Genomic DNA, 17128 nt, shown 5'->3' on the forward strand with positions numbered 1-17128 from the left:
TGTTGAATGAATGTTGTTTGATGGAGCATGGGTTTGTTTAAAACACCTGTATCACCTGTATCGATTGTGGTTATGTTTGCCTGTCTGTCTGTGGGCTTAATGGCGTGTCAGCCGACACCGCCAGACAGTCGCCCTGAGGTTAACTTGCCTGTTTATACAGGAGGTGATGCAATGGCAGGGCAGAGTGCTTATCAAGAGTATTGTGAACAGTGTCATAAACTGCAAGCGGGACGAAATAAAAAAGGCCCTCAGCTGATGAATGTGTATGGCAATCCGTCTGCCCTGCTGGCTGATTATAAATACTCTGCCGCCATGCAAGAGGCTGGTTGGCAGTGGGACGCTGCCACACTTGATGTTTATATCGCTGACCCAGACAAAGCCCTGCCATCAGGAAAGATGCTGTCTGACCCCATATCTGATGCCAAAATCCGCCAAGACATCATCGCTTATCTGTCAACTTTGCGACAATCTGCATCCGCTCAATCCACATCAGATTAATCCACATCAAGTTGAGTCAATGGTTTTGGTTCTTAACAATTTTTAACCATTGTAATGATGTGTAACCATGACACACACATAACCATCATATGATTGTCATCAATGTGTGGTATGCTTATCAGGTTCATGGCATCAACCTCATGGCATCAACAGTGTATAAAGCACACTCAGTATAAAGCACGCCTAGATAAAACACACCCACTTTTAGACAGCATATGAAACCAGACAGCGTATGAAACAACACATGATGCAACGTATGAGCTCAGCTTCCCACCCGACAGATGACCCCTCACACGCTTTTCAAAATACGGCATCTCAAAACACGATGTCACAAAACAGCACCAGCACCCAAACAAGCATTCAGCAAGACATTCAACGTCTGATACATCAATTAAATCAGCTGATATTAGACAAGCCCAATACGGTGAAGTTGTCTGTGGTGTGCTTGCTTGCCAATGGTCATTTGTTGTTACAAGATTTACCAGGTATGGGCAAGACCACTTTGGCACATGGGCTGGCACAGCTGTTTGGTCTGTCGTTTAATCGAGTGCAATTCACCAATGACATGTTGCCTGCTGATATTTTAGGCATGAGTTTGTATAATCAAGATGAACATGCTTTTGAGTTCCGTAAGGGGGCTATTTTTAGTCAGTTATTGCTTGCCGATGAGATTAACCGCTCCAGCCCTAAAACCCAAAGTGCTTTACTTGAAGCCATGGAAGAGCGACAAGTAACCCATGATGGCACAACTTATGCCTTGCCTGAGCCATTTTTTGTCATTGCCACCCAAAACCCCACTCAGCAGTCAGGTGTGTATCCTTTGCCTGAATCGCAACTTGACCGCTTTTTGATGTGTCTGTCTCTAGGGTATCCGTCTGCCACTGCTGAAAAAGAGCTGTTACAAGGCACAGATCGTCGCCAGCTATTGACCCAATTGGAGTCGGTGCTTGATACCAATCGCATTCAACAAGCCCAAGCCATGATAAAGCAGCTGTACATGGCAGATGTGGTGGTGGATTATTTGTTGCGTTTGGTACAAAAATCTCGAGAAAGTCAAGAACACATTGGTTTATCACCAAGGGGCATGTTGGCATTAAAAGCCGCCGCTCAAGCACATGCCTTTGTGTCAGGGTATCAAGAGGTTACCCCAAGCGATGTGCAAGCGGTGTTTTCTGCTGTGGTGAATCATCGTTTGGGTCAGCCTTTTATGCCTTTTCATCATTTGGGTGGGTTGACCAAGAAACAACCCGCCACCATTGCTGAGCGAATTTTGCAGTCTGTGTCTGTTTTATAAAATCAATTTATCATGTCCATTTCTATCAAGCGTCATATTAACGAGCAACTGCGTGGCTTTTTTGCCAAACGTTCACCAAGGCAAGATGAGCTTGGTTTAAATGTGCGCAATGTGTACATTTTTTTTAGCAAGCAAGGGCTGTTGTTTGCTTTGTTGCTGGTCATCACGTTCATTGCAGGCATCAATTATGCGAATAATTTGGTGCTGGGCGTTTGTTTTTATTTGGCAAGTGTGTGGTTGATTAGTGTGCATATGACCTTTGCTCATGTGTCAGGGCTTAAGCTTAAGCTGTTATCGGTGAGTATGGCGGCAGCAGGTGAGCCTGTGTGGGTGAGCATCGAGGTGATTTCTGATTCTCGAAGTCCCAGCCGTCAGCTGAGGTTTGTTTTTGATGATGACATCTATAAGACATGGCAAGGTACGCAACAAACTGCCAATAAGGGTGATGATGTGCCAGACAATCACCGACAAGTCATTTTGCCCATGCTAAAAGGCAGTGCCGTGATACAGTTGCCTGTGTTGTCTGATAAGCGTGGTGAATTGGTGTTGCCCAGATTGGTGATAGACAGCGTGTATCCTTTGGGCATCATGCGGGCGTGGTCGTATGCGTATTTTGCAAGTACCGCTTGGGTATACCCCAAGCCTTTGCCGTTTGATTGGCAAAAATTGAATACATTCACTCAAGGGGAAGAAAATGCCTTTAGCCCCAACCAGCAAAAAGGACAAGATGACTTTGAGATGCTTGATAACCATCAGTTGGGTGAGTCGCTCACTCGGGTATCTTGGGCACATGTGGCACGAGGGCATGGTATGCTGACCAAGCACTTTTCTGACCCTGTGGGTCAAGAGCTGTTGCTTGATTATGCTGACATGCCTGCTGTCAATCATGAACAAAAGCTGTCGCAACTGAGCCATGCACTTTTGCAGATGGCAGAGCAAACCGAACCCTTTGTGATGAATTTACCGAATGATAAAGGGCAAAAGGGCATGGGCAGTGAGTTTATCCGTGCCAATCTAAAACGGTTAGCCCAAGCTCCGAAACTGACAGACACTTAAAACTGACAAACCCACAAAACTAACAAACCCACAAGGTTAACAAGCCCTAAAACTAACAAATTAAGCACAGCTTTCAATGAGTAAAATGCACCAACAATTCCCATGGGTTTGTAATTCTTAAGTGTAATATGATTAAAAATAACCTTAATAACCTTAATAGCTTTAATGAATTGGCACAAGGCAAATGGCAGGGCATGCCATCGATATGGGTAGCCCCAAAAACGCAAGGCATTTCACGTGTGCGTTATCTGCTGTCAATGCCTGCTTATTATTGGGTCATCACCTCTCAATTGTTGGTGATGCTGGTTTTTATCGGTCATCTGCCAATTTGGCTGATTGGGCTTGGGGCATTGTCTGCATTATCACAACTGCCAAGTGTCAAGCATCAAGTGGCAAATAAAATGCCACTTAAACGCCGTTATCTTTGGGTGCAGTTGGTGCTGTTTTTTGGGGGCTTAGCAGGATTATGGGTCAGTTACGGTGGTAATTATGGTGTCGATACTGGGGTGGCGTTTTTATTGTTATGCTTGATGGGTAAGCTATGGGAGGTGTACCGTAAGCGTGATGGTTATGTGGTGTTAAATTTATCGCTGTTTGCCACCGCTTCGCTGTTTTTGTTAGACCAAGGCATGTTCACCACCTTGTTGGCAATTGGGTGTGTGTTGATGGTGATGATGGCTTTTATAGCGATGAATGACGATGGCAATCAAGATGGTGATGGTCGCATTCGTACCCTTGGGCTATTGTCATTAACAGCATTGCCGTTGTTGTTGGTGTTGTTCTTATTCTTTCCACGCTTTCCGCCATTTTGGTCAATCACACTGTCCAAACCACAAGCAACCACAGGCGTGTCAGACAGCATGGCACCGGGGGATTTTGCTAACTTAGCAAAATCCACGGAGTTGGCATTTCGGGTAGAATTTGATGGGCAACGCCCCCATCGCTCACAGATGTATTGGCGAGGGCTTGTGTTTAGTGACTTCGATGGGATAACGTGGCAACCGAGTGAGCAAAAAGACAATCGCTTTTGGGTCAGTCAACAAGCTGAACCCAATTGGGTACAAAACAGCTTAACAGGACAATCACAAGGGCAGTACCAAGTCATCTTAGAACCAACACATCAGCAGTGGTTATTTGCCCTTGATTACCCAAAACCTGAGCCAAAACAAGGGCTGGGCATGACTTCAGAATACAATCTCCGCTCTTTTGACGAAGTGGCTCAGCAATACCGCTATCAAGCAGAGTACTATCCTAACGCCCGTATTGAGCCACAACTGTCTGAGCAAAACAGACAAATTAACTTGGCACTGCCCGCCACTGGCAATGAAAAAAGCCGAGCTTTTGCCAAGAAGTTATTTGCTCAAGCTGGTCATGACCCTGTGAATTACATGAATAGCGTGCAAAAACACATCACCCAAAACAACTTTCGCTACACATTATCGCCACCTTTATTGAATAAAAATCGCATTGATGAATTTTTATTTGACACACAGGCAGGGTTTTGTGAGCATTATTCATCGACCTTTACCTTTTTGATGCGAGCCGCTGGCATACCTGCCCGTGTGGTGGCAGGCTATCAAGGTGGTGAGCTTGGGCGAGATGGACTAAGCTGGGAAGTTCGACAAATGGACGCTCACGCATGGACGGAAGTGTGGCTGGCAGGGCAAGGCTGGGTACGCATTGACCCCACCGCCTTTGTTGCCCCCAATCGTGTTGAGCAAGGCATGGATTCGCTGACTGATGAGTATGGGGCATCGATGTTTGGAGATGGGGCAGGGGCAAATTTGTCGTATCAGCAGTACCGTATGTTGCAACAGATGCGTCGATTGTCTGACCAGTTAAGCTACTATTGGCAACGAGATGTGGTTGGCTATGACCAAGACAGTCAAAAAAATTCGTTGTTTAAATGGTTTAATATCACAAGCTTGACTCAACAGCTGTTTGTATTGATGGGTGCGTTTGTCTTGCTGATGACATTGGTGGTGGCTTGGTTGTTTTATAAACGGCGAAAATTTTACCATGCTGTGGATAAGCCATTTGCCAATTTATCAAAACAATTGGGCAAACAAAACCCAAGCTTGGCATGGCATGAGCAAGAAGATGTGTTGATGTGGCTTGAGCGGATTGGTGAGCATTTGGATAGGCAAGTGGCGAGTGATGTTAAAGCCCAATATCGTCAACTGCGATATTCACAAGCGTTTAATGACACTGACGGCAATCACCCAGAGACGCACAAACGACTGAAACAATTAGAACAAATGGTTAGAAAATTGGCAAAAATGAGTAAATTGCCATCAGTGAATTGACATAAACGAATATCAAAACGAACATCAAAAAAACATGACTCACATTGCGGTTATCCATACTGATGAGCAGCGACAAGCTCACATTGACAAACTGATTGTCATTGAGCCTAGGTTTGTTTCTATTTATGAACAAGTTGGCTTACCTGATTTACATCAGCAACCACAAGGGTTTGCCCAAATGGTGCGTGCCATCATTGCACAACAGATATCAGCGTCGGCAGCTCGCCGCATCTATCAACGCATTGAACAGGCAGGACTGATGACGCCCAATGCCATTCAAGTGGCTGATGATGACCATCTGCAAAAACAAGGTCTATCAAAACAAAAAATCCGCTATTTACGGTCATTGGCTGAGCATGACATTGATTATGACACATTGGCTTATTTGTCTGATGAAGCAGTGATTAAACAGCTGACAGCTGTGACGGGAGTTGGACGCTGGACGGCTCAGATGTATCTGCTTTTTAGCCTTAGGCGAGTGGACATCTTGCCAGTAGATGACCTGGCGATAAAAGTGGCGGCACAAGCGTTATTGGGGTTGGATAAGCGTCCCACTCCCAATCAATTAACCCAACTGACCAACCCTTGGTCTCCACATCGCAGTGTTGCCAGTTTATTGCTATGGACGTATTATGGGGTGCTGAAAAATCAGGCTGGCTGATGCCTTATCTAAGCACTTGTTTACAAGGTCATTTTTTGGATAATCAGACTTTTGGACAATCGGGTTGATTATCAGGATACGCATCAATAAAGGCAGGCAAGCTCATGCAATGCTGATAAATGGATTGTATGTGTGGATATGCACACAAATCACACTCAAATCGCAACGCATTATACACTTGTGGGATAAGACAACAATCTGCCAATGTTGGCGTATCGCCAAAGCAAAATTTGATGTCTGTGCCATTTTGTTGGGGCTGGTGCTGATGGGTGTTGTGGTGGTTGGCTAATTGTTGCTCAAATGCGTCAAAACCATGAACAATCCAGTGGGCATACCATGTTTGTTTTTGCTCATCATTGACAGACAATTCATGACTTAAGTATTGTAGTACCCGCAAATTGTTAAGTGGGTGCATGTCACACGCCACAATTTGAGCCAACGAATGCACAAAGGCTTTATCTTTGGCATCAGTTGGCAGTAAAGGCACATCAAAAAATCGGTCTTCCAAATACAGAATAATCGCCAGTGACTGACTGATGACAAACCCATCATCATCAAGCGTTGGGACAAGCTGTTGTGGATTGATGGCGGTATATGCGTCACTTTTTTGCTCACCACCTTGATTGAGCAGATGAATGGGCACAATGTCATATTGAATGTTTTTTAACGCCAACGCAATCCGCACCCGAAATGCCGCTGAACTGCGATAATAAGAATATAATTTCATACAAATTCCTAGGTTGATTGGATTGGCTGGCACACCAACCCAACCATGACGTGGGTGAGATTGGGCATGCCTCTAATGTGAGATGACTGATTTGGCAGGTAACTTTGTGATGGTAAATCCTGTAAATCCAAACATAATGGTTAAAAATAAGCACAAATAACAAAAGAACGCATATGGCAAATAATCCAGCACAGGCACGCCCAATTGTTGGCTGATAAACACCCCACACACACTCCAAGGCACCAATGGATTAATCACCGTGCCTGCATCTTCAATGGTGCGAGCTAAGTTTTTTGGGTGTAAATTTAACCGCTCATATTCACCTTTAAAACTCTCTCCTGCCAACAAAATGCTTAAATATTGTTCACCAATTAACACATTCACCCCCAAAGCGGTCATGGCAGCAGCAAAGGTTACTTTTCCTGCATTCACCAATTTGTGTTTAATGCTGTTTAATAACGCAGGTAAAATGCCCAAATTATGCAACAGCCCTCCCAAACTTAATGCCAAAATCACAATCGTTTGGGTAAAAAACATGCTATTTAAACCACCACGAGAAATAAGCCCACTGACAGCACCCAAGTCTAACTCTTCAGCAGGTTTATATCCTTGAAAAAAATAACCGCCAATTTGCGCCAAGCTTGGGGAACTGTGTAAAAAAGTGATGATGACAGACACAATGATTGTCATGATGATGGCATAAATGGCATTAACCTTAAATAAAATAAGCCCAACCAATAGCACAAAAGGCAACAACGCATAGCCATGCACCAAATCACTGGCAAGCAGTTGTTGCTTTAATATGGCCACTTCACTTAAATTTGCCCCAGTTGTCTGTCCTTGAAAGACCCAAAACAGGGCAACTGTCAAAATCCAAGCAGGTATGGTGGTATACATCATATTGCGGATATGCTCAAATAGGTCTATTCCTGCAACAGAAGCCGCTATGGTGCAAGTATCCGATAATGGCGACATCTTATCGCCAAAAAATGCCCCTGACACCACTGCCCCTGCCACAACCGCCACATTGGCATCAAATGCCCCAGCCATGCCAATAAATGCCACACCAATGGTGGCACAAGTGGTCAAACTGCTGCCAATCGCCACACCAATAATTGAGGTTAAAATAAAGGCAGAAATATAAAAATGCTCAGGTGATAACAACTCAAAGCCATAATACATCAAGGTGGGGATTGCCCCTGACATCATCAGAGCAGACACCATCAAACCAATAAAGAAAAATAAATAAATTGCCCCAAAACCTGACATCACTCCTTTTGCCATATAGCCTTGCATGGCATCAAACGAGATGCCTTTGAGTTTGCCAAACAAAAAAAGCCCACAAATCACCAAAAGTAATGCCAAGTGTGGTATCCAGCCCAAAGCAATCATCACCACACCCATCATGACCACCATGGCACAAGCCATTATCATGGCTATGGGCGTGTTTAAAACAGAGTTTGTCTGTGTTGACTGAGTCTGTGTTGATTTAAAATTATCACGCATCAAACATATCCTTATGTTAGTCAAATTATACGTAGTCAGATGATACGTAGTCAGATTGTGCGAGTTTAATATTGGGTATTCACAGTATTGATGATATCACCAAAAATATTGTTGCCATCTTTATCACGCATATAAATTTTTACCGTATCACCGTGGTTCATAAAGCTGGTTTGTGGTTTGCCTGTTTCGATGGTTTCATACATACGCACTTCTGCCAAACAACAATAACCCACACCACCATTTGCCACTGACGAGCCATGCAAACTATTTTGCTTGTTAGACACCGTGCCAGAGCCAATGATTGTTCCTGCTTCTAACTCACGGGTTTTTGCCAAATGGCTCACCAATCGAGCAAAACTAAAAGTCATGTCCACCCCTGCATTGGGAAAACCAAACTTGTCGCCGTTTAGCTCAACGTGTAATGGCAAATGCACTTTATCATCTTGCCACGCATCACCCAACTCATCAGGGGTAACCACAATCGGACTAAAAGCAGAAGCAGGTTTACTTTGGACAAAACCAAACCCCTTGGCAAGTTCGCTTGGGATTAAGTTGCGTAGTGACACATCATTGACCAACCCAATTAAGCGAATGTGCTGACTGGCGGTCATCTCATCTGCCCCAAATGGCACGTCATCGGTTATCACCACCACTTCAGCTTCAAAATCAATGCCCCATTCAGGCTGAGCCAAAATATCGCTTGTGGGCGTGATAAAACTGTCAGAGCCACCTTGATACATTAAAGGGTCATCATAAAAAGACGCTGGCACTTCGGCATGACGAGCCTTACGCACCAACTCAACATGATTAAGATATGCCGAGCCATCTGCCCATTGATAAGCTCTGGGCAATGGAGAATGGCAAGCGGTTTGGTCAAAGACATCACCTAAACTGTCGTCGTCATTGAGTTGTTGATATGATTTTTCTAGGGCAGGGGCATGAGTCTCCCAGTCTTCTAACACCGCTTGTAATGTTTTGGGGTTTGCTGGCACATAACGGTCTAGATTGCGACTGACGACAACCAATCGACCATCACGCCCATCTTGATTTAATGTGGCAAGTTTCATGCTTTCTCCTTGGTCATACTGATAAATTGCTAACGTGATGCTGATAAAATGACATTGGTCAAACTTATTGGCACGATGCTGCTTGATGTCAAGATGCTGATTGATGTCAAATCAAACATCAACATCAGGTGGTTCAGTGCCATCATGTATCCATCGAGCGTGTTGGGGGGCTTTTTTGGTGATTGCCCATTCATTGAGCATCTCCCATTTGACAGCATCTAGGGCTTTTTGCATTTTTGTCGTTGCCACATCACAAGCCAACTCAATGCGGTGTCCATTGGGGTCAAAAAAGTAAATGGAATGAAATAAGGTATGATTAACAGGGCCAAGCACCTCGATGCCTTCACCGATAAGTTTGTCTTTGGCACTGAATAAAGCCTCCATGCTCTCAACTTTTAAGGCCAAGTGCTGAGTCCAAACTGGGGTGTTTTCATCTCGCCCCATCTTAGGTTTGGTTGGTAATTCAAAAAATGCCAAAATATTACCACCCCCAGCGTCCATAAAAATGTGCATATAAGGGTCTGGTTCTTTGGTTGATGGCACTTGGTCTTCAGCAATGGCAAGCACAAACTCCATACCAAGGTGCTTTTGATACCATTCTACGGTTTGTTTGGCATCATTGCATCGATAAGCAACATGATGCACGCCTTGTGGGATTGGCTTGGTAGAAACGAGAGTATTCATCATGATAAGTCCTTTTAATAATTCTTTTAACAAACAGATATTAGTCAATATCAATTCACCAACATCATAAATCTTGTGGGTCTGTTGTCAATACCCCACGGCGGATTTGGTCTCGTTCAATGGATTCAAATAACGCCTTAAAATTGCCCTCACCAAAACCCTCACGATAGTCCCCTTTGCGTTGAATAAACTCAAAAAATACAGGTCCCATCACCGTCTCTGAAAAAATCTGTAACAACAATCTTGGGTGTCCGTCTTCTGTTGTGCCATCTAATAAAATACCCCGAGATTGTAGCTCTGCCACAGGCTCACCATGATTTGGCAAACGCTCATCGAGCATTTCATAATAAGTGTCTTTAGGGGCAGTCATCAATGGCACTCCTGCTTCACGCAACTTATCAATGGTGGCTAATAAATTATCACTGAGTAACGCAATGTGTTGAATGCCTTCACCATTAAATTGCAACAAAAACTCTTCAATCTGTCCGCCACCTTGTTTAGATTCTTCATTCAATGGAATGCGAATTTTGCCATCAGGAGCGGTTAACGCACGGCTAGTAAGACCTGTGTATTCACCTTTAATGTCAAAATAACGAATTTCTTGAAAATTAAAGACCTTTTGATAAAAATTGTACCAATAATCCATGCGACCACGGTAAAGGTTATGGGTGAGATGGTCAATCACCTTTAATCCATGACCAATAGGGTGCTTGTCCACATTGGGCAAATATTCAAAATCAATGTCATAAATACTGCTGCCATCTTCAAAACGGTCAATCAAATAAATCAAGCTACCACCAATGCCTTTAATGGCAGGAAGTTTGAGTTCCATGGCATTGGTGTTAAGCTCAATGGGCAAAGCCCCCATCTCGATGGCACGGTTGTGGGCGTGTTGAGCATTTTTGACACGAAATGCCATGCCACATGCACCTGCTCCATGTTCATCAGCAAAGTGAGATGCCACGCTGTTGGGTTCTTGATTTAGGATAAAATTAATATCACCTTGGCGATATAATTGCACATTTTTTGAACGGTGATTGGCAATGTGGGTAAATCCGATTTTTTCAAATAATTGTTTGAGTTGCTCTGGATTGGGTGAAGAAAACTCAAGAAATTCAAAACCTTGCAGTCCCATTGGGTTATCAAATAAATCTGTCATGTCCAGTTCCTTTTGACAATGATGGTGGTAAACAATGATGGTGATAAACAACGTGTCAACGTGTCGTGCCATAGATGCTCAGTATCTAAGCTGGCAGGTAGCTGGCAGGTGATAAAAAGTGAGCAGATGATAAAAACCAATCTTGATGACTGCTTTTTTATGACTGCTTCCTTATGGTTGCTCTGACATCATAAAACAGTTACATTTATTAGGCTATCAGTTTTTTTTAATATATTTATCGGAAAATATTATGAATATCACCATCAAACAATTACGGGCGTTTATCACAGTGGCAAAGTACCAAAACTTCACAGCAGCAGCACAACATTTGCATCTGTCTCAATCAGCACTGAGTGGTTTAATCAAAGAGCTGGAAAATACGCTTGGTTTTCAAGTATTTGACCGAACCACACGGCAATTAAACCTATCGCAGTTGGGGGAGCAATTATTGCCACAAGCCCAACGTATCATTCATGAATTGATGGTGTTTGAAAGTCAGATAACCATGTTTAATAAATTAGAGCAAGGGCAAGTGCGTATTGCGGTTTCTCAGCAGTTTGCTGCCTCGATGATGCCAATGGTGATTGCCAATTTTCAAAAAACTTATCCGCACATTCAATTCACCTTGATTGATTGTTCAGTTGAGATGGTTCTGCAAAGGGTACAGAGCATGGATGTGGATTTTGGACTTGGAGCAGAGCGGGCATTTGATGATGATATTAAAGCAGAGTTTTTGTTTGAATTGCCCTTTTTTGTGGTCATGCCCTCGCATCATCGTTTAAGCCAGCAATCACAAGTGCGATGGTTGGATTTACAAGATGAGCCAATGATTACATTACAAGGACCATTTACCAAGCATTTATTGCAAGATTTGCCTGAGACATTGGCTCAAGTATTAAAACAGCCACAATATGAAGTGAACTTTTTATCAACAGCCTTTGCTTTGACTAAACAAGGTTTGGGACTGACATTGTGCTTACCTTACGCATCAGAACGGGTGTCTCAACAAGGTTTGGTGATGAAACAGTTGATTAACCCTGTGATAAAACGGCGATTTTTTTTATACCAACGCACCCATCGCACATTATCACCTGCCATGATGGCTTTTAAAAAATTTTTAAGTGGTATGTACCCAGCATCATCAAGTCATTTTAAATAAGTAACTTTAAATAAGTAACTTTAAAATAAGCAACCTTAAATTTTTACTCATTTTGGCTTGTTTTTGTGATGTTGGTTTTATCATGTTTGCTTTTGTAATCGTAACATTCGTTCATATAGAACGTTTTTTCTGATTCCTGTGATGTCACTTGCCAGTTGGGCGGCTTTTTTTATTGATAAATCTTGCAACAGGCGTGTTAACAATTTATCATGTTTTGCCACATCATCGGTGGGTTTATTTGCCCCAGCCACCACCAGCACCATCTCACCTTTTTGTTGATGATTATCCGCTTGAATAAAATCAGATAAACCTGCAAGCGTTGTGTGATGAATGGTTTCAAAGGTTTTACTCATCTCTCGGCAAAAGGTAACTTCACGCTCCTTACCCAATACTGCCATCAAGTCTGTCACACAATCAATAATGCGATGCGGTGCTTCATAAAAAATCATGGTGGCATTCATGTTTTGAAGTTTGGTAAGCTCACTTTGTCGCCCTGAAGTTTTGGCAGGCAAAAATCCATAAAAATAAAACTTATCTGAAGGCAACCCTGCCACCGATAACGCCATGATGGCTGCACACGCTCCAGCCACAGGTGATGTTTTAATGCCATTGTCATGACACGCTTTAACCAGTCGAAACCCAGGGTCACTGATGAGCGGTGTGCCTGCATCTGAGATTAGGGCAATGGTGTTGCCTTGTTGCAAAAGTTCAATAAGTTTGCTGGTTTGGCTGTTGGCATTGTGGTCATGGTAGGCGATGGTTTTGCTGGTGATGTTAAAGTGGTTAAGCAATTTGCTTGATGTGCGGGTGTCTTCACAGGCGATGAAGTCAGCGGTTTTTAGGCAGTTGATGGCGTGAGCGGTGATGTCGCTCAGGTTGCCAATGGGTGTGGCGACGATGTAAAGTGTGCCTTGGGCTGGGATACCTTGGGTTGGGGTTTGCTGATTGGTCATTTTTTTTCTCAAACATGTGAAAATCTGATGATATTATAAACCATTTGGATATGCGGTTTGTTCAACATATGGACTGTCAGACTTTATCATAAGTCATCATGATAAAACTTCATTCCCCCAAACTTAATGTCTCTAAATAAACTTAATGCCCCTAAATTAATGCCCCGAAAAATGAAACTTAACTCCCCCAAACAACAGCAAGGCAATCACTATGAAACCCTTGCCAAACACCATCTTGAAGCTCAAGGCCTAACGTTTTTTGCTAAAAACTGGCACCATAAAAATATTGGTGAGCTTGATTTGGTGATGATTGATGATAGGGAACAATTGCCAAGCCTTGTGATTGTCGAAGTGCGTCAGCGAAACATGAGCAATTTTGGCACAGGTTTAGACAGCATCACCCCCAGCAAACAGCGTAAAATCATCAAAGCCACCCAAGCTTTTTTGCAATGCCATGAGCAGTTTGCAGATTATGATGTGCGATTTGATGTGGTGGTATTTCACGGCTCAATCAATGGCTCAACAATCAATGGCTCAACAATCAAAGATGAGCAAGTTCCATTGATTTGGCTTCAATCCGCCTTTATTGCGTAACTTCTTATTATGTATGTTAGGTTAAGTTGGGCATGGTAAAACATGTTTATGATTGATATAATCAACCTTTTTTAATCATTTTAGCTTGTTAGCTTGATGGCTAATAATCAAACCATTTGACCAAAACCATTTAGGACGTTGCCCATGACCGCTGATGATTTAATCGCTTTTTTACAGCCACATTTTCCTAACGCCACCATTGATGCTGTCAATCAAGGTAATAAGTTTGAGTTGCGTATCATTGATGATGGGTTTACTGGCAAGCGATTGGTACAACGCCAACAGGCTGTTTATGCCTTGACCAACCATTTTATCAGTAGTGGCGAAATCCACGCCCTAAATATTCACGCCTTAACCTTTGCTGAATGGCAAAATCAAGCCAATTCGTGAAATGGCCAATGGTTTAACAGCCAGTGCAACCGAACACACATCGCCACCATTTCATTATTTTTTTGATGCAATATTTTTTGACGCAATACAGACAGAAGCAATAACATGGACAAATTTTTAATCACAGGCAATGGTCGCATCGCTGGAGAAGTGGCCATTTCAGGGGCAAAAAATGCCGCATTGCCCCTATTGGCAGCGATGATTTTGGCAAAAACGCCCACCACGCTGCACAATGTCCCCAGTCTGCAAGATGTGCGTACTTTGATTAAATTGATTGGTGGCATGGGCATTGCCATTGACAAACAAGGCGATACCGTCAACTGTGATGCTAAGACCATCGATGGCTGTTTTGCCCCGTATGAATTGGTCAAAACCATGCGAGCGTCTATTTTGGTGTTAGGGCCATTATTGGCGCGCTTTGGCGAAGCTGAAGTGTCCTTGCCAGGGGGGTGTGCCATTGGCTCTCGCCCTGTTGATCAGCACCTAAAAGCATTTGAAGCGATGGGGGCAACCATCACGGTAGAAAATGGCTATGTGAAAGCTCGTGCGCCCAAAGGTGGTCGGCTTATCGGCTGTGACCATAGTTTTGATGTGGTAACGGTTGGCGGTACTGAAAATGTCATCATGGCAGCAGTGTTGGCAAAAGGGGTGACTCGCCTTGAAAATTGTGCCAGAGAGCCTGAAGTGGTTGACCTTGCCAACATGTTGGTCAAAATGGGGGCAAAAATTCATGGCATTGGCACTGCAACGATGATGATTGAAGGTGTAGATAGCTTGCACGGTTGTGAATATCGTGTCATTGCTGACCGCATTGAGACAGGCTCTTATTTGGCAGGTGCTTTGATGAGTGGGGGTGATGTGTTGACCAAAAACACATCGGCAGAGTTTTTGCACCCAGTATTACATAAATTTGAACAAATGGGCGCAACCGTCAGCACAGGCGATGATTGGATACGAGTGCAAATGACAGGTCGCCCTAAGCCTGTGGATATTCGCACCCAGCCACATCCCGGCTTTCCAACCGACATGCAAGCTCAACTGATGGCAGTGTGTTGTTTGGCTGATGGCACAAGCACCATCATCGAGAACATCTTTGAAAACCGTTACATGCACGTGCCAGAGTTAAAGCGTCTTGGGGCAGACATTCGGATTGATGGGCATACAGCGGTGGTAACAGGGGTGTCAGGCTTTACCGCAGCCCCCGTGATGGCAACTGATTTGCGAGCGTCGATGTCGCTTGTGATGGCGGCGGCGGTGGCAGATGGTCAGACGGTACTTGACCGTATTTATCACATTGACCGTGGCTATGAAAATGTGGAAAACAAATTGCATGGCTTGGGTGTCAACATTGAGCGTATTAAATAATTGAGCGTATTAAATAATGGCAAAGCCTTTCTTAAAATGGGCAGGGGGCAAAAGTAGATTTGTCCCCTTTAATCCATAACAATACCATCTAAAATTGAATGACTGAACGATATGACCGATACCCATAACGGCTTAACCCTGGCCTTATCTAAGGGACGCATTTTAAAAGAGACGTTACCTTTATTTAAGACTGCTGGTATTGAATTGCTTGAAAATCCTGACAAATCTCGCAAACTGATATTTCCCACCACGCACCCAAGCGTACGGATATTAATATTGCGAGCATCTGATGTGCCAACTTATGTAGAGCATGGGGCGGCGGACTTTGGCGTGGCAGGCAAAGATGTCTTACTTGAACACGGAGCAAAACACCTGTATGAATTGCTGGATTTGCAAATTGCCCAATGCAAGCTGATGACCGCAGGGATTAAAGGGCAGGCATTGCCCAACCGCCGTTTGCGTGTTGCCACCAAATATGTCAATGTGGCACGTAACCATTTTGCCAGTCAAGGTGAGCAAGTCGACATCATCAAGCTATACGGCTCAATGGAGCTTGCCCCTTTGGTGGGGCTGGGTGATTTGATTGTGGACGTGGTGGACACAGGCAACACCCTAAGAGCCAATGGGCTTGAACCACTTGAGCATATTTGTGATGTGTCATCACGCTTGATTGTCAATCAAGTCAGTTACAAACGTAAATTTGCTTTACTTAAGCCAATTTTGAGCAGTCTGAAATCAGCTTCTGTTTGATGTTTTTTGTCAAATTGACAGGCTTGGCACACCAATTTAGCACACAAGCCTAACATATCAACTTAGAACATAAGCTTGGCACAAACGCAAGTGTGCCATTTTTCAAACTGCCTATCCATTGTCCTTGCACGCACATATCAGCAATAAACCAGTGTTTAAAAAATGGCGTTTAAAAAACAGCGTTTGGTTTAAGAATGGGCATCAAAATTCCGCTCATTTTTGTACCACTCATACAACCCCACAAAGGCATTTATCTGATATACCATTGTCTGAATGGCAAAAATCACATTGCCACTCATTAAATTGACAATCAACCAAACAAAATTTACCGCAATCCACAACCACCAATTCAATGAATACCGCAAAATCATCATTGCTTGAGCCGTGATTGACAGTACAAACGCCAACACATTAATCCAAAAAAAGTCAATCCAGCCCAAAAACTGACTGCCATCATCTTCAACCACCACATAACCCATGTCTGCCAGCCACGCATTCACCGTTGGAAACAATGCCAGCCCCACCGCAATAAACCCAGCCGTTACCAGCAACACCCACTTATTGGCAGATTTTGGCACCATATTGCCGTCACCATCGGTATTTTTTGACCAATAAAACAGCCCATACACATGGGTAAAAAAATTAAACATCGGAGCGAGCATCAACCCCACCGACCCAGCCGTTGCCTGTACCACCACTTCACCAGCGGTTGCCGTCATGCCCAGCCCATTGCCCATCACATTTTTGCGAAACGACAAGCTCACCACACACAAAAGCCCAACGAACGATACCCCCAAATAAAACCAATCCAGCCCTGCCCGCTCAGTAAACCGCCAAAAGCCCACCGACAACGCCAACACCCCACACACAAACCACGTTATAATCCAATGTGTCGCCCACTTGCCTGTGATATTATCCAATAACTTAATTCGCATCACTTTATCCCTTAAAACTTGATT

Annotated in this window: 17 protein-coding genes; 10 read left to right on the plus strand and 7 right to left on the minus strand. The window is 43.7% G+C overall.

Annotation, left to right across the window (positions count from 1 at the left end):
• Window positions 1–27 precede the first annotated feature (27 nt).
• The 5 genes from B0682_RS07225 (at window position 28) to B0682_RS07245 (ending at window position 5815) form a co-directional block, all read left to right on the plus strand.
• The gene (locus B0682_RS07225; protein ID WP_078307806.1) at window positions 28–498 is read left to right on the plus strand and encodes a c-type cytochrome; all 471 of its coding nucleotides are present in this window, start codon (window positions 28–30) and stop codon (window positions 496–498) included.
• Window positions 499–823: 325 nt separating this feature from the next.
• Entirely contained in the window at window positions 824–1792 is a 969-nt protein-coding gene (locus B0682_RS07230; RefSeq protein ID WP_078307941.1) for an AAA family ATPase, read from the plus strand.
• A 12-nt stretch (window positions 1793–1804) separates the two neighbouring features.
• Complete coding sequence (locus B0682_RS07235; RefSeq protein ID WP_078307807.1) at window positions 1805–2848, plus strand: hypothetical protein; 1044 nt, start codon at window positions 1805–1807, stop codon at window positions 2846–2848.
• A 128-nt stretch (window positions 2849–2976) separates the two neighbouring features.
• On the plus strand, window positions 2977–5154 hold the full coding sequence (locus tag B0682_RS07240; RefSeq protein WP_205760120.1) for a transglutaminase TgpA family protein: 2178 nt from the start codon (window positions 2977–2979) through the stop codon (window positions 5152–5154).
• A 34-nt stretch (window positions 5155–5188) separates the two neighbouring features.
• Window positions 5189–5815 (plus strand): DNA-3-methyladenine glycosylase family protein, encoded by a 627-nt coding sequence (locus B0682_RS07245; RefSeq protein WP_078307808.1) that lies wholly within the window; start codon window positions 5189–5191, stop codon window positions 5813–5815.
• A gap of 43 nt (window positions 5816–5858) precedes the next feature.
• Here B0682_RS07245 and maiA read toward each other — a convergent pair whose 3' ends face one another.
• The 5 genes from maiA to hppD all read right to left on the minus strand — a co-directional run bounded on the left by maiA (window position 5859) and on the right by hppD (window position 10958).
• Window positions 5859–6542, minus strand: a complete 684-nt coding sequence (maiA, locus tag B0682_RS07250) for a maleylacetoacetate isomerase (RefSeq protein WP_078307810.1) — start codon at window positions 6540–6542, stop codon at window positions 5859–5861.
• Window positions 6543–6614: 72 nt separating this feature from the next.
• On the minus strand, window positions 6615–7976 hold the full coding sequence (nhaC, locus tag B0682_RS07255; protein WP_240494929.1) for a Na+/H+ antiporter NhaC: 1362 nt from the start codon (window positions 7974–7976) through the stop codon (window positions 6615–6617).
• Window positions 7977–8113: 137 nt separating this feature from the next.
• Window positions 8114–9115 (minus strand): fumarylacetoacetate hydrolase family protein, encoded by a 1002-nt coding sequence (locus B0682_RS07260; RefSeq protein WP_078307813.1) that lies wholly within the window; start codon window positions 9113–9115, stop codon window positions 8114–8116.
• Window positions 9116–9226: 111 nt separating this feature from the next.
• Window positions 9227–9799: a VOC family protein gene (locus B0682_RS07265; protein ID WP_078307815.1), complete on the minus strand. Its 573-nt coding sequence runs from the start codon at window positions 9797–9799 to the stop codon at window positions 9227–9229.
• 64 nt (window positions 9800–9863) lie between these two features.
• On the minus strand, window positions 9864–10958 hold the full coding sequence (gene hppD / locus B0682_RS07270; RefSeq protein ID WP_078307945.1) for a 4-hydroxyphenylpyruvate dioxygenase: 1095 nt from the start codon (window positions 10956–10958) through the stop codon (window positions 9864–9866).
• A gap of 250 nt (window positions 10959–11208) precedes the next feature.
• On the opposite strand from hppD, the gene B0682_RS07275 reads away from it, so the two are divergent.
• A complete protein-coding gene (locus B0682_RS07275; RefSeq protein WP_078307818.1) occupies window positions 11209–12117 on the plus strand; it encodes a LysR family transcriptional regulator in 909 nt (302 codons plus the stop codon).
• 80 nt (window positions 12118–12197) lie between these two features.
• On the opposite strand, the gene rsmI is transcribed toward B0682_RS07275, so the two are convergent.
• A complete protein-coding gene (gene rsmI, locus B0682_RS07280; protein WP_078307821.1) occupies window positions 12198–13070 on the minus strand; it encodes a 16S rRNA (cytidine(1402)-2'-O)-methyltransferase in 873 nt (290 codons plus the stop codon).
• 171 nt (window positions 13071–13241) lie between these two features.
• On the opposite strand from rsmI, the gene B0682_RS07285 reads away from it, so the two are divergent.
• From B0682_RS07285 to hisG, 4 genes are all read left to right on the plus strand, one after another.
• A complete protein-coding gene (locus B0682_RS07285) occupies window positions 13242–13664 on the plus strand; it encodes a YraN family protein (protein WP_078307822.1) in 423 nt (140 codons plus the stop codon).
• A gap of 144 nt (window positions 13665–13808) precedes the next feature.
• Window positions 13809–14054 (plus strand): BolA family protein, encoded by a 246-nt coding sequence (locus B0682_RS07290; protein WP_078307824.1) that lies wholly within the window; start codon window positions 13809–13811, stop codon window positions 14052–14054.
• A 105-nt stretch (window positions 14055–14159) separates the two neighbouring features.
• Window positions 14160–15419, plus strand: coding sequence for a UDP-N-acetylglucosamine 1-carboxyvinyltransferase (murA, locus tag B0682_RS07295; protein WP_078307825.1), 1260 nt, complete (start codon window positions 14160–14162; stop codon window positions 15417–15419).
• A gap of 111 nt (window positions 15420–15530) precedes the next feature.
• Window positions 15531–16169, plus strand: a complete 639-nt coding sequence (gene hisG / locus B0682_RS07300) for an ATP phosphoribosyltransferase (protein ID WP_078307827.1) — start codon at window positions 15531–15533, stop codon at window positions 16167–16169.
• A 188-nt stretch (window positions 16170–16357) separates the two neighbouring features.
• Here the strand turns inward: hisG and pnuC are convergent, their stop codons facing one another.
• Window positions 16358–17104: a nicotinamide riboside transporter PnuC gene (gene pnuC, locus B0682_RS07305; RefSeq protein WP_078307828.1), complete on the minus strand. Its 747-nt coding sequence runs from the start codon at window positions 17102–17104 to the stop codon at window positions 16358–16360.
• Window positions 17105–17128: the final 24 nt, after the last annotated feature.

It is taken from the genome of Lwoffella lincolnii (genome assembly GCF_002014765.1).
Classification (GTDB): Bacteria; Pseudomonadota; Gammaproteobacteria; order Pseudomonadales; family Moraxellaceae; genus Psychrobacter; species Psychrobacter lincolnii.

Bases quoted from the DNA above. Each gene is read 5' to 3' on its own strand.
- B0682_RS07225 (WP_078307806.1), top strand. From the start codon at position 28: ATGGGTTTGTTTAAAACACCTGTATCACCTGTATCGATTGTGGTTATG.
- B0682_RS07230 (WP_078307941.1), top strand. From the start codon at position 824: ATGTCACAAAACAGCACCAGCACCCAAACAAGCATTCAGCAAGACATT.
- B0682_RS07235 (WP_078307807.1), top strand. From the start codon at position 1,805: ATGTCCATTTCTATCAAGCGTCATATTAACGAGCAACTGCGTGGCTTT.
- B0682_RS07240 (WP_205760120.1), top strand. From the start codon at position 2,977: ATGATTAAAAATAACCTTAATAACCTTAATAGCTTTAATGAATTGGCA.
- B0682_RS07245 (WP_078307808.1), top strand. From the start codon at position 5,189: ATGACTCACATTGCGGTTATCCATACTGATGAGCAGCGACAAGCTCAC.
- maiA (WP_078307810.1), bottom strand. From the start codon at position 6,542: ATGAAATTATATTCTTATTATCGCAGTTCAGCGGCATTTCGGGTGCGG.
- nhaC (WP_240494929.1), bottom strand. From the start codon at position 7,976: ATGATAATGGCTTGTGCCATGGTGGTCATGATGGGTGTGGTGATGATT.
- B0682_RS07260 (WP_078307813.1), bottom strand. From the start codon at position 9,115: ATGAAACTTGCCACATTAAATCAAGATGGGCGTGATGGTCGATTGGTT.
- B0682_RS07265 (WP_078307815.1), bottom strand. From the start codon at position 9,799: ATGAATACTCTCGTTTCTACCAAGCCAATCCCACAAGGCGTGCATCAT.
- hppD (WP_078307945.1), bottom strand. From the start codon at position 10,958: ATGACAGATTTATTTGATAACCCAATGGGACTGCAAGGTTTTGAATTT.
- B0682_RS07275 (WP_078307818.1), top strand. From the start codon at position 11,209: ATGAATATCACCATCAAACAATTACGGGCGTTTATCACAGTGGCAAAG.
- rsmI (WP_078307821.1), bottom strand. From the start codon at position 13,070: ATGACCAATCAGCAAACCCCAACCCAAGGTATCCCAGCCCAAGGCACA.
- B0682_RS07285 (WP_078307822.1), top strand. From the start codon at position 13,242: ATGAAACTTAACTCCCCCAAACAACAGCAAGGCAATCACTATGAAACC.
- B0682_RS07290 (WP_078307824.1), top strand. From the start codon at position 13,809: ATGACCGCTGATGATTTAATCGCTTTTTTACAGCCACATTTTCCTAAC.
- murA (WP_078307825.1), top strand. From the start codon at position 14,160: ATGGACAAATTTTTAATCACAGGCAATGGTCGCATCGCTGGAGAAGTG.
- hisG (WP_078307827.1), top strand. From the start codon at position 15,531: ATGACCGATACCCATAACGGCTTAACCCTGGCCTTATCTAAGGGACGC.
- pnuC (WP_078307828.1), bottom strand. From the start codon at position 17,104: ATGCGAATTAAGTTATTGGATAATATCACAGGCAAGTGGGCGACACAT.